Annotated in this window: 12 protein-coding genes and 1 pseudogene; 9 read left to right on the plus strand and 4 right to left on the minus strand. The window is 69.1% G+C overall.

Features of this window, described 5'->3' with window-relative positions; genetic code table 11:
- A pseudogene (locus ACLL9L_RS13810) lies at positions 1-199 on the plus strand (dipeptidase); the annotation flags it as partial.
- 96 nt (positions 200-295) lie between these two features.
- On the opposite strand, the gene nadA reads toward ACLL9L_RS13810, so the two are convergent.
- The gene (gene nadA, locus ACLL9L_RS13815) at positions 296-1501 is read right to left on the minus strand and encodes a quinolinate synthase NadA (RefSeq protein ID WP_411285235.1); all 1206 of its coding nucleotides are present in this window, start codon (positions 1499-1501) and stop codon (positions 296-298) included.
- A 144-nt stretch (positions 1502-1645) separates the two neighbouring features.
- Between nadA and ACLL9L_RS13820 the strand changes: the two genes are divergently transcribed.
- The 5 genes from ACLL9L_RS13820 to aat all read left to right on the plus strand — a co-directional run bounded on the left by ACLL9L_RS13820 (position 1646) and on the right by aat (position 6047).
- The gene (locus tag ACLL9L_RS13820; RefSeq protein WP_411285236.1) at positions 1646-2446 is read left to right on the plus strand and encodes a metallophosphoesterase; all 801 of its coding nucleotides are present in this window, start codon (positions 1646-1648) and stop codon (positions 2444-2446) included.
- A gap of 70 nt (positions 2447-2516) precedes the next feature.
- Positions 2517-3683 (plus strand): glycerate kinase, encoded by a 1167-nt coding sequence (locus tag ACLL9L_RS13825; protein ID WP_411285237.1) that lies wholly within the window; start codon positions 2517-2519, stop codon positions 3681-3683.
- 140 nt (positions 3684-3823) lie between these two features.
- The gene (locus tag ACLL9L_RS13830; protein ID WP_411285238.1) at positions 3824-4222 is read left to right on the plus strand and encodes a HesB/IscA family protein; all 399 of its coding nucleotides are present in this window, start codon (positions 3824-3826) and stop codon (positions 4220-4222) included.
- Between the two features lie 150 nt (positions 4223-4372).
- Entirely contained in the window at positions 4373-5359 is a 987-nt protein-coding gene (locus ACLL9L_RS13835; protein ID WP_411285239.1) for a carbohydrate kinase family protein, read from the plus strand.
- 13 nt (positions 5360-5372) lie between these two features.
- Positions 5373-6047 (plus strand): leucyl/phenylalanyl-tRNA--protein transferase, encoded by a 675-nt coding sequence (gene aat, locus ACLL9L_RS13840; RefSeq protein WP_411285240.1) that lies wholly within the window; start codon positions 5373-5375, stop codon positions 6045-6047.
- 21 nt (positions 6048-6068) lie between these two features.
- On the opposite strand, the gene ACLL9L_RS13845 is transcribed toward aat, so the two are convergent.
- Both ACLL9L_RS13845 and ACLL9L_RS13850 read right to left on the minus strand, forming a co-directional pair.
- Positions 6069-6407 carry a sulfurtransferase TusA family protein gene (locus ACLL9L_RS13845; protein WP_411285241.1) on the minus strand — a complete coding sequence of 113 codons (339 nt, stop codon included), beginning with the start codon at positions 6405-6407 and terminating at the stop codon, positions 6069-6071.
- Positions 6404-7588: a cysteine desulfurase family protein gene (locus tag ACLL9L_RS13850; RefSeq protein ID WP_411285242.1), complete on the minus strand. Its 1185-nt coding sequence runs from the start codon at positions 7586-7588 to the stop codon at positions 6404-6406. Before ACLL9L_RS13850 ends, ACLL9L_RS13845 begins: the two co-directional genes overlap by 4 nt.
- A 93-nt stretch (positions 7589-7681) precedes the next feature.
- On the opposite strand from ACLL9L_RS13850, the gene coxB reads away from it, so the two are divergent.
- From coxB to ACLL9L_RS13865, 3 genes are read left to right on the plus strand one after another with little or no spacing between them, the layout of a single operon-like run.
- The gene (gene coxB, locus ACLL9L_RS13855) at positions 7682-8590 is read left to right on the plus strand and encodes a cytochrome c oxidase subunit II (protein ID WP_411285243.1); all 909 of its coding nucleotides are present in this window, start codon (positions 7682-7684) and stop codon (positions 8588-8590) included.
- Positions 8590-10365 carry a cytochrome c oxidase subunit I gene (gene ctaD, locus ACLL9L_RS13860; RefSeq protein WP_411285244.1) on the plus strand — a complete coding sequence of 592 codons (1776 nt, stop codon included), beginning with the start codon at positions 8590-8592 and terminating at the stop codon, positions 10363-10365. Before coxB ends, ctaD begins: the two co-directional genes overlap by 1 nt.
- Entirely contained in the window at positions 10362-10763 is a 402-nt protein-coding gene (locus ACLL9L_RS13865) for a cytochrome c oxidase subunit 4 (RefSeq protein WP_411285245.1), read from the plus strand. The genes ctaD and ACLL9L_RS13865 overlap by 4 nt, the downstream gene beginning before the upstream one ends.
- A 63-nt stretch (positions 10764-10826) precedes the next feature.
- Here the strand turns inward: ACLL9L_RS13865 and ACLL9L_RS13870 are convergent, their stop codons facing one another.
- On the minus strand, positions 10827-11198 hold the full coding sequence (locus tag ACLL9L_RS13870; RefSeq protein WP_411285246.1) for a metallopeptidase family protein: 372 nt from the start codon (positions 11196-11198) through the stop codon (positions 10827-10829).
- Between the last annotated feature and the right edge of the window lie 295 nt (positions 11199-11493).

Consider the following 11493-nt stretch of genomic DNA (forward strand, 5'->3'; position numbering starts at 1 on the left):
TATCGGCATCGGCGGCTCGATCCCGTTCGTTGCCGCCTTCGCGGAGAAGTTCCCTGACGCCGGCATCCTCGTCACGGGTGTCGAGGACCCTGACACCCGCGCCCATGGCGCGAACGAGAGTCTGCATCTCGGCGAGTTCGAGCGGGTATGTCTGGCCGAGGCGATCTTGCTGGAGCGCCTGAGCCTGTTACGCCTCTGAGGGTCTTGCTCCGCCCACGGTTCCCACGCCCCCGCGGTCCGGTGCCACGGCCACGGTCCCGGCGCCGCAGGCCAGCGAGTCCCCTCGTCGGGATGGTCAGTCGATGGCCGTCTTGCCGGGCAGTGCCAGCATCTGGTCCAGCGCCACCTTGGCCCACTTCGCCACGTCCGGGTCGACCTTGATCTGGTTGACGACCCGCCCGGCGACCAGTGACTCGAGCGTCCACACGAGGTGCGGGAGGTCGATGCGGTTCATCGTGGAGCAGTAGCAGACGCTCTTCTCCAGGAAGGTGATGTGCTGCCTCGGGAACGTGGTGGCGAGCCGGCGCACGAGGTTGAGCTCGGTGCCGACTGCCCACGAGGTCCCGTCTGGTGCTGCGGCGATGGTCGCGATGATCTTCTCGGTCGAGCCGACCGCATCTGCGGCCTGGACGACCTCGTACCGGCACTCAGGGTGAACGATCACCCGGACATCGGGGATGGTGGCGCGGGCGGCCTCGATCGCCTCGAGCGAGAACCGGCCGTGCACCGAGCAGTGTCCCCGCCACAGGATGATCCGCGCGGCCTGGACCTGCTCACGGGTGAGACCTCCGGCAGGCTTGTGCGGGTCAAAGACCACGCAGTCCTCCAGCGACAGGTTGAGGTCTCGCACCGCGGTGTTGCGTCCGAGGTGCTGGTCGGGCAGGAACAGCACCTTGCCCCGTCCGTTGACCCCGCCGTGCTGGTCGAACGCCCACGCAAGGGCGGTCCCGGCATTGCCCGACGTGCAGATCGTGCCGCCATGGCGACCGGTGAAAGCCTTGATCGCGGCGGAGGAGTTCATGTAGCTCACCGGAACCAGCACGTCCGCGACGCCCAGCTCGGCCAGGTCGTCCCAGGCGTCCTCGACCTGGCCGATTGCCGCCATGTCCGCCATCGAGCACCCCGCGGCAAGGTCCGGAAGAATGACCTGCTGGTGGTTTGCCGTGAGGATGTCGGCCGACTCCGCCATGAAGTGCACGCCACAGAAGACGATGTATGGCGCGTCGGGTCGGGCTGCCGCCTCCTTGGCCAGCTTGAAGCTGTCGCCGGTGACGTCGGCAAACTCGATGACCTCGTCGCGCTGGTAATGGTGGCCGAGCACGAAGACTGTCTCGCCGAGGGCGGCCTTCGCGATGCGGGCGCGTTCGACCAGGTCCGGGTCTGAGGCAGCCGGCAGCTCGCCGGGACACTCGACGCCCCGTTCGGAGGCGAGGTCGCTGCCCCGGCCAAGGACGAGTAGTGGCAGCGGGGGGTGACCAGACGGTTCCAGTGTGATGCTCACCCGCTGATCGTATGCCGCTGCTCGAATGCCGCTGCGCGGAGATCCCGTTCGCGGTGTTGGTTCGCGGTCGGCAAGGTGGGGTCTGCAGGCGCGTCGTCCCGCGTCTGGCACAGAGCTTCTCACCAGGTCCCTAAGGTTTGGCAGATGCACTATGTAGTCAGTGACGTGCACGGTCATCCAGAATCGCTGCTTGCGGCGCTGCGTCAGGCGGATCTGCTCGATACTGCCGGGAGCTGGTCTGGCGGGGAGAGCCGCCTGACCTTCATGGGCGACTACCTCGACCGTGGTCCGGATGGCATCGCGGTTGTCGATCTGGTTCGACGGCTGCAGGGCGAGGCGGTCGCGATGGGTGGTCGGGTCGACGCCATGATCGGCAACCACGAGGTTCTGGCGCTGGGCATGAGCCGTTTCGGGGATCAGCCGGTCCGGTCAGAGCCCTGGGGTGGAAACAGCTTCGCCCACAGCTGGGCTCAGAACGGTGGCAGGCTCAGTGACCAGCAGCGACTCACGGACAAACACCGGGAGTGGCTGTCCGGCCTCGACGCTGTGGTCCTGACCGGACCTGACCTGCTGCTGCACTCCGACACCACGACATACCTCCTCTGGGGTCACACGATCGGGCAGATCAACGACGAGGTGCGCAGGGTGCTGGCTGACGGCGACCTCGAGGAGGTGTGGAGCTGCTGGGTCCGGTTGACAGCCCGCCACGCCTTCGCCGGCCGTGATGGCGAGCAGGTGGCCGCCGGGCTTCTCGACGAGCTCGGCGGCGAGCGCATCGTCCACGGCCACAGCATCATCGCCACACTTTCCGGACAGGAGTCCGCCGAGGTCACCGGTCCGCTGTCATATGCCGGCGGCCGGGTTCTCGCCATTGACGGCGGCATCTACGCCGGAGGGCCCTGTCTGGTCGTCCGCCTCGACGATGAGCCCGCCAGCACGTCATGACGACCTGCCACCCGCCTGACCAGCCACCCGCCTGACTGTGAACGTGTTAGCGGCCTGACAACATGGGCTCGTGCGCGTGCTCATTGCCCCCGACTGTTTCTCCGGCACCCTCAGCGCTGCCCAGGCCGCCGAGGCGATTGCCGACGGCTGGCGACACGCGGCGCCGGACGACGACCTCACCCTGGTGCCGCTGAGCGATGGGGGACCCGGGTTCATGGACGTCCTGTCCAGGGCGCTGGTCAGTGAGACCGTGTCCGTCACCGTGGCAGATCCGCTCGGGCGTCCGGTTCCAGCCGCCATCCTGTTGGTTGACGTGGGCACCACGCGGACGGCATACATCGAGTCTGCTCAGGCGTGCGGTCTGCACCTCCTCGCCGAGGACGAGCGCAACCCCATGGTGACCAGCACATACGGCGTGGGCCAGCTCATCGACGCAGCCGTGGGCGAGGGTGCGACGCGGGTCGTGGTCGGGCTTGGTGGCAGCGGGACCAACGACGGGGGGGCCGGCATGCTCGCCGCGCTCGGCGCAGGCGATCCGAAGGTTCTGGCCGTGGGGGGTGCCGCGCTCAGCCGGCTTGCGGACGATGCGCTGCAGGGCCTCCCGATGGTCCGCGAGCGGCTGCGCCCCGTCGAGCTCGTCCTGGCCACCGATGTCGACTCGCCTCTGCTCGGGTTTCAGGGAGCGAGTGCGGTGTTCGGGCCACAGAAGGGCGCGACGCCCGAGATGGCGCAGGAGCTCGAGTCGGCGTTGGGGCGCTTCACCGAGGTCGTCGGCACGGTAGATCCCCACGGCCGGGACCTGCTCACGGGCACAGCGATTCGACGGGACCGCGAGCCGGGTGCGGGGGCCGCTGGTGGCTTGGGCTTCGGACTGTTGTTGCTGGGCGGTCATCGGGTCAGCGGGGTGCAGGTGGTGCTAGAGGCTGTCGGCTTCGATGCCCTGGTCCTGGCCACCGACCTGGTCATCACCGGCGAGGGCACCTTCGACTGGCAGAGTCTGCGCGGCAAGGTCGTCGCGGGCGTGGCTGAGGCCTCGCTGGTCAGGGCGAGACCGGCCGTGGTCATCGCAGGACAGGCGTTGGTGGGCCGTCGCGACTGGATGGCGCTGGGTATCAGCGGGACCTATGCCGTGGCCGAGAACCCGGGCCAGATCGCAGCCGCACTGGCTGACCCCGCAGGGACGCTCAGCAGAAGAACCGAAAGAGTGGCCACGACGTGGTCCACCCGTCAGACCTGACAACGTAGGCTTTGATAACTGGGAACACATTCGAGCGTCTCTGGGTTGGCACTGTTGACCATCTGTCCCACGACCCAGACACCGCTCGACGGCACACGCTTGACCGACACACGATCGACTCACTACCGAAGGACGCACCCATGAGTGTTCAGGACGACACCCAGGCTCGACTCGCGCAGGCAGTTGTCGAGGAGGCCGCGGCCGACAAGCCAGCACACGGCGTGCTGCTCTCTGACTTTGCCGCTGTCAAGGTCAAGAGCCTGCTCGAACAAGAGGGCCGCGACGACCTTCGCCTGCGAGTCGGTGTTCAGCCCGGCGGCTGCTCCGGCTTGGTCTACCAGCTGTACTTCGACGAGCGCACCCTCGACGGTGACCTGGTCGTGGACTTCGGCGGTGTCGAGGTCGTCATCGACCGGATGAGTGCCCCCTACCTCGACGGCGCGTCGATCGACTTCGCCGACACGATCGAGAAGCAGGGCTTCACCATCGACAACCCCAACGCCGGCAGCTCCTGCGCCTGCGGCGACAGCTTCGGCTGACCCAGCCCGAGCACCAGCGGCGGCACGACACGCAGGGCCCGGGAGCGATCCCGGGCCCTGTGCTCGCTGGTGGGACCGGCGGCTGCGTCCACACGACGTCCGGCGCTGCGTCTGCGCGGGGTCCGGCGGCGGATCGGATAGGTTCTGCGGGTGAAGATCGCCCTGACCGGTTCCATTGCCACCGACCACCTCATGACGTTCAAGGGCCGCTTCTCGGACTCCCTCGTCGTCGAGCAGCTCGACAAGATCTCGGTGTCGTTCCTCGCGGACGACCTCGAGATCCGCCGTGGGGGGGTCGCGGCAAACATCGCGTTCGGCATGGCCAACCTCGGGCAACGGCCGGTCCTCGTCGGGGCGGTCGGCGAGGACTTCGCGGACTACCGGTCGTGGCTCGAGCGCCACGGGGTCGACTGCGAGGCGGTCCACGTCTCCGGCACCAAGCACACCGCGCGGTTCGTCTGCACGACCGATGACGACATGGCCCAGATCGCCACCTTCTACGCCGGCGCCATGTCGGAGGCCCGGGCGATCGAGCTCAAGCCGGTGGCCGACCGGGTCGGCGGGCTCGACCTCGTGCTCATCGGGGCCAACGACCCCGAGGCGATGCAGCGGCACACCCAGGAGTGCCGCACCCGGGGCATCCCCTTCATCGCCGACCCGTCGCAGCAGCTCGCCTTCGCCGACGGGCCCTTCATCCGCCGTCTCATCGACGGCGCGGCATACCTGTTCACCAACGAGTACGAGGCCCACCTCACCGAGCAGAAGACCGGCTGGGGCCACGACGAGATTCTCGACCGGGTCGGCACCCGGGTCATCACCCGCGGCAGCGACGGCGTGAGCATCCACCGCCGGGGTGAGGAGAGCATCACGGTCCCGGTCGCCCGGGAGGTGCGCAAGGCGGACCCGACCGGTGTCGGCGACGGGTTCCGGGCCGGCTTCCTCGTCGGCCTGTCCGGGGGCCTGGGCCACCGGCGCTGCGCCGAGCTCGGCTCGATGCTCGCGACCTATGTCATCGAGACGGTGGGCACCCAGGAGTACTCCCTCGGCCAGGAGCACTTCCTGCGCCGGCTCACCGAGGCCTACGGCGAGCAGGCGGCGTCCGAGATCGCGCCGGTCGTGGCCTGCCTGCGCGCCTGACCGCGACCCTGCCGTGCCGATCCCGCCCGAGCCATCGGCCTACGCCTTCGACCTCGCGGGCGTGGCCGCGGGGGAGGACCTCGTCGGGATCGGCGCCGACCTCACCCCCGGCACGCTCCTTGCCGCCTACACCACCGGCCTGTTCCCCATGGGACTCGGTGAGCACGGGGGGCCGCCGATGGGCTGGTGGTCGCCCGACCCCCGCGGCGTGCTGCGCCTCGACGACCTGCAGGTGAGCAGGTCGCTGCGCCGGTCGATGCGCCGCTTCGAGATCAGGGTGGACACCGCCTTCACCGACGTCGTCCGCGCCTGCGGGGACCCCGCCCGCGAAGGGCGCTGGATCACTCCGCAGATCCGCGATGCCTACCAGCGCCTCCACGAGCTCGGCTGGGCCCACTCGGTCGAGGTCTGGCAGGGCGGCGAGCTGGTCGGCGGGCTCTACGGCATCGCCGTCGGGGGGCTCTTCGCGGGGGAGTCGATGTTCCACACGGTCACCGACGCGTCGAAGGGTGCCCTCGTCGGGCTGCGCGACCTGCTCGCCGTCGACGACGACCCCCGGCGCATCGTCGATGTCCAGTGGCGCACGGACCACCTCGCAACACTGGGGATCACCCAGGTCCCGCGGCCGGACTACCTGCGGCTGCTGGAGGTCGCCCTGACGACGCCGCTGCCGCCGGCTTTCGCCTGAGCCCCGACCCCAGCCCCGACCTCAGCCGCGGTGACGGACGAGGTATGCCGTGTGGGTCCCCTCGTCGGTCACCTCGACGAGGTCGTGGCGCCGCATCCGGCAGAACGCGGGGACGTCCGTGCGCGCGGCCGGATCGGTCGCGAGCAGCAGCACGCCCGCTCCGGGGGGCAGGTCCTTGAGCAGCGCACCGAGCCGGATGACGGGCATGGGGCAGCGCTGGCCGCGCGCGTCGAGGAGCACGGGTGACGGGGCGTCGTCTCCCGCGGGGGCGTCATCCCCGGTCTGGGCCTCGCCTCCCGCGGTGGCGTCATCCCCGGTCTCGGCGTCATCTCCGGCGCGGGCGGGATCCAGCCCGGTCACAGCCGGTCCGTCCCGAGCCGGGCCCGGACCGTGGCGACCGCTGCGGGCAACGCCGTGCAGAAGGCGTCGACCCCCGCGGCCCGATCGGGCCCGGAGGCAGCCAGCGGGAGGGTGACCCGCACGTTGCCGTGGGTGAGGACGCCCATCGCCGCGAGGACGTGGCTCGGCGCAAGGGTGCTGGCGGTGCACGCCGACCCGGACGCGACAGCGAAGCCACGCCGGTCGAGCTCGTGGACGAGCGCCTCGCCGTCGACGAAGAGGCAGGAGAACGTCGTGACGTGGGGGAGGCGGTCACCGGGGTCACCGACGACCTCGGTGTCCTGCACGAGGGCCGCCGCCGACCGGACCCGGTCGACGAGTGCACGTGCCTCCTGCGCGTCCGTGACCCGCACGGCCTCGGTCTGGCGCCAGGCCTCGGCCGCGGCCAGGAGCAGCGGGATCACAGGTTCGACGTCGGCGCGGCCGTGCTCGAGCTCACTCGGCGCGCCCGGGCGCCGCCACCGGGTGCGCTCCGGCACGACGAGGACGCCGACGCCGCCCGGCCCACCCCACGACCGGGCGTCGCCGACGAGGACGTCGTAGGCCTCGGGCACCGGGTCGCGCCCGAGCGCGGCCATGGCGTCCACGACGAGGGGGACGCCGTGCTGCTCGCAGCGGTCCCGGGCCTCGAGCAGCGGCTGCCGTGTGCCGACCTCCCCGTTGGCGCACTGGAGGGCGGCGACCACCGTGCCCGGCACGCGCAGCGCGGCGTCCCAGCCGGCCAGATCGACGCGTCCGTGCCGGTCCACAGGGACCTCGGCGAGCAGTCCGGGCTGCTCCCCAAGAGCGGCCCGGTGCCGCGCGGGGACGAGGACTGCGGAGTGCTCCACTGCGCTGGCGACGGTGCGCGCCCCCCGGCGCCGTCCGGCATACAGCAGGCCCTCGACGGCAGCCGTGAGGGCGCTCGGGCCGCCGGGCAGGAAACTGACCTCGGGGGGTCGCACGCCGAGGCCCGCGGCGATGACCTCACGGGCCTGGTCGAGGAGCCGGCGGGCCTGTCGCGCCTCGGAGTACAGCCGGCGGGGGTCGGCCCAGCCCACCTCCAGCGCGGCCATCAGGGTCTCGCGTGCGGAAGGGTGCAGCGGCGCGCAGGCCCCGTCGAGGACGGTCCTGGCACGTGCCTGATTGTTCGGATCCGCCACCCGCTCACGTTAGTCGCACCCTCCCGTGCCGAGACCCTGTGGGGGAGGTACTGTTTGACGGTCAGCGGACCTCGGACACGGAAGGTGCTCCCGTTGCGCAAGCACGAAGAGACGGCCGGTCGCGTCACGCGTCGGGGCTGGACGGTCGCCACCCTCGTGGTGGCCAGCTCGATCCTCCTGAGCGGGTGCGCGGGCAACGGCTCGGCCTCGAGCGGGTGGTTGCCCCAGGGCGCCAACGGCGGCGAGGTCACGGGCAGCACCGGGCGGATCACGTCGCTGTGGGTGGGCACCTGGATCGCGGCGCTCGCCGTCGGCATGATCGTCTGGGGCCTCACGATCTGGGTCATGGTCGCCTACCGGCGCAAGAAGCACGACACGGGACTTCCACCGCAGCTGCGATACAACGTGCCGATCGAGATGCTCTACACCATCGTGCCCGTCTTCATGGTGGCCGTGCTGTTCTACTACACCGCCCGCGACGATGCCGTGCTGATGGACAACTCGGCGACGCCCGACGTCACCGTCAACGTCGTAGCCAAGCAGTGGAGCTGGGACTTCAACTACGTCGACGCCAACACCTTCGAGTCCGGCATCCAGACCGAGCTCGACCCCAACACGGGTGAGCCGCTGAACGCGATGCCGGTCCTTTACCTCCCCGAGGGCAAGCGCGTCCAGTTCGTCCTCAACGCCCGTGACGTCATCCACTCCTTCTGGGTGCCGGCCTTCCTGCGCAAGCTCGACATGATCCCGGGCAAGACCAACCGCTTCCAGGTGGTGCCGACCCAGCAGGGCGAGTTCCAGGGCAAGTGCGCCGAGCTCTGCGGGGCCTACCACTCGCAGATGCTCTTCAAGGTCAAGGTCGTCTCCCCGGCCGAGTTCGACGCCCAGATGACCAAGTTGCGGGCCCTCGGCCAGACGGGGCAGCTGTCCACCGCGCTCAACCGCGAGCCGGTCCTGCCGCAGGACCAGAAGCTCATTCCGTCCTCCACCGGGAGCAAGTGATGGCCACCGCGACCCCGACCGTCGAATACGTCACCCACGAGCGCGCTGCGGCGCGGCCTCGGCTGGCACCGGGCCAGACCGTCGTCAAGTGGGTCACCACCACCGACCACAAGATCATCGGCAACCTCTACTTCATCACCTCGTTCATCTGGTTCCTGCTCGGTGGCGTCATGGCGCTGCTCATCCGCTCCGAGCTCGCCGCCCCCGGTCTGCAGATCGTCGACAGCCCCGAGCAGTACAACCAGCTGTTCACCATGCACGGCACGATCATGCTGCTGCTCTTCGCGACGCCTCTCTTCGCCGGTTTCGCGAACGCGTTGATGCCGCTGCAGATCGGCGCCCCTGACGTCGCGTTCCCGCGACTGAACATGTTCGCCTACTGGCTCTACCTCTTCGGCGGCATCATCGCCGGCGCTGGCTTCCTCACCCCCCAGGGGGCGGCGTCGTTCGGCTGGTTCGCCTATGCCCCGCTGTCGGACAACAGCTACAGCCCCGGCCTCGGCGGCGACCTGTGGGTCTTCGGCCTCATCCTGGCTGGTTTCGGCACGATCCTCGGAGCAGTCAACTTCATCACGACGATCATCTGCATGCGCGCGCCCGGCATGACGATGTTCCGGATGCCGATGTTCGTCTGGACCGTCCTGGTGACGTCGATCCTCGTGCTGATCGCCTTCCCCGTCCTCGCGGCGGCGCTCTTCGCCCTCGGCGCGGACCGCCGGTTCGGCGCGCACATCTTCGATGCCGAGAGCGGGGGGGTCCTGCTCTGGCAGCACCTGTTCTGGTTCTTCGGTCACCCCGAGGTCTACATCATCGCGCTGCCCTTCTTCGGCATCATCAGCGAGGTGCTGCCGGTCTTCTCGCGCAAGCCGATCTTCGGCTACAAGACCCTCGTCTTCGCGACCATCGCCATCGCCGCACTGTCGGTCAGCGTCTGGGCCCACCACATGTACGCCACCGGACAGGTGCTCCTGCCGTTCTTCGCGATCATGACGATGCTCATCGCCGTGCCCACCGGGGTGAAGTTCTTCAACTGGATCGGCACGATGTGGGGGGGATCCCTGACCTTCGAGACCCCGATGATCTGGGCCATCGGGTTCATCGTCACCTTCCTCTTCGGAGGTCTGACCGGTGTCATCCTGTCCAGCCCGGCACTGGACTTCCACCTCTCGGACTCCTACTTCGTCGTGGCCCACTTCCACTACACCGTCTTCGGGACGGTCGTGTTCGCGATGTTCTCCGGGTTCTACTTCTGGTGGCCGAAGCTCACTGGGCGGATGCTCGACGAAAAGCTCGGCAAGATCCACTTCTGGATGCTCTTCATCGGGTTCCACACGACCTTCCTCATCCAACACCTGCTGGGCATCGAGGGGATGGCCCGCCGGTATGCCGACTACCTCCCGTCAGAGGGGTTCCAGACCGCGAACGTCATCTCCACGGCCGGTGCGTTCCTCCTGGGCGCGTCGACGCTGCCGTTCCTCTACAACGTGTGGAAGACGTGGCGCTACGCCCCCATGGTCGAGACCGACGACCCGTGGGGCTACGGCGGCTCGCTCGAGTGGGCGACCTCCTGCCCGCCGCCGCGGCACAACTTCGACAGCATCCCGCGGATCCGCTCCGAGCGACCGGCCTTCGACCTGCACCATCCGGAGGCAGCGCCCCCCGAGGGCCCGCAGGCTGACCCGGGCACCATCATCCGGGTCCTGGGCCCGGCCGACCTGGGGGACATGTCAGGTCACAAGCCTGGTGAGGCCCACACGGACAAGGACAAACGATGAAGGTCGAGAGCAAGCTCTTCCTCTACCTCGCCCTCTTCTTTCTGCCGTTGGGACCCATCTACGGCGTCTGGAACCGGGGGGAGGACCTGGCCGGGCCGATCGCGCTCTTCCTGACGTCATTGCTGGCCGCGCTGGTCTCCTTCTACCTCACGGTCACGGGGCGCAACTTCACCGACCGTCCCGAGGACAACCCGGCGGCGCTCATCTCCGAGCAGGAGGGGGACTACGGCTTCTTCACCCCCTACTCGTGGTGGCCGTTCTGGCTCGGCCTGAGCGCTGCCGTCTGCTTCGCGGGCCTCGCGGTGGGTTGGTGGCTGTTCATCATCGGTGCGTCGTTCGGCGTCGTCGCCCTCGTCGGGTGGACGTTCGAGCACTACAAGGGCGAGTACGCCAACTGATCCACCCGCTCCATCGCGGTGCGGCCCTGGGACGTTCCGGGGCCCCACCTCGTCACGGCGGCCTCAGCCCCAGCCGAGGTCATGGAGCGTCGCGTCGTCGATCCCGAAGTGGTGCGCCACCTCGTGCACCACGGTGACGGCAATCTCATCACGCAGGTCCTGCTGGTCGGTGCACATCCGCTCCAACGGACCCTTGAAGATCGTGATCCGGTCCGGGAGGGACCCGGCATCCCACCAGCCGTCGCGTTCCGTCAGCGGGGTGCCCTCGTAGACGCCGAGGAGCTCCGGCTCGTCAGGTGGGGGCTCGTCCTCGACGAGCACGGCGACGTTGCTCATCAGCCGCGCCAGCTCGTCCGGGATGGAGTCCAGGGCGTCCGCGACAGCGCGCTCGAACTCTTCCTCACCCATCACGAGCCGGGTCGCGTCGTCGTCCATTGGCCCAGCCTCACACATGGACCGCGGCTGCATCTCTCAATGTCCCCCGCGACGTCAAGGGGTGAGGCCGGTCCTGTGGATGGTGGGGTGGTGAATACCCCTTGTGGACAACGTGGTTGGGGGTTCGGGGGCGTCGGTGGTGGTGTCTGGGTTGGGGTGATGGGACAGGTTCAGCAGCTGAGCGAACGCCGCGAGGTGGGACCTGGCTGAAGGGTCCTACGACGGCTACCTGCGCGAGGTCCGAACCGATGACACCGTCGCCCCCGATAACACCGTCGCCCCCGATAACACCGAA

The sequence above is a fragment of the Lapillicoccus sp. genome, from assembly GCF_046595215.1.
Classification (GTDB): Bacteria; Actinomycetota; Actinomycetes; order Actinomycetales; family Dermatophilaceae; genus Lapillicoccus.

Excerpts from the sequence above, each read along its gene's own strand:
- ACLL9L_RS13865 (WP_411285245.1), top strand. The coding sequence starts at position 10,362 with ATGAAGGTCGAGAGCAAGCTCTTCCTCTACCTCGCCCTCTTCTTTCTG.
- ACLL9L_RS13820 (WP_411285236.1), top strand. The coding sequence starts at position 1,646 with ATGCACTATGTAGTCAGTGACGTGCACGGTCATCCAGAATCGCTGCTT.
- ctaD (WP_411285244.1), top strand. The coding sequence starts at position 8,590 with ATGGCCACCGCGACCCCGACCGTCGAATACGTCACCCACGAGCGCGCT.
- ACLL9L_RS13830 (WP_411285238.1), top strand. The coding sequence starts at position 3,824 with ATGAGTGTTCAGGACGACACCCAGGCTCGACTCGCGCAGGCAGTTGTC.
- ACLL9L_RS13870 (WP_411285246.1), bottom strand. The coding sequence starts at position 11,198 with ATGGACGACGACGCGACCCGGCTCGTGATGGGTGAGGAAGAGTTCGAG.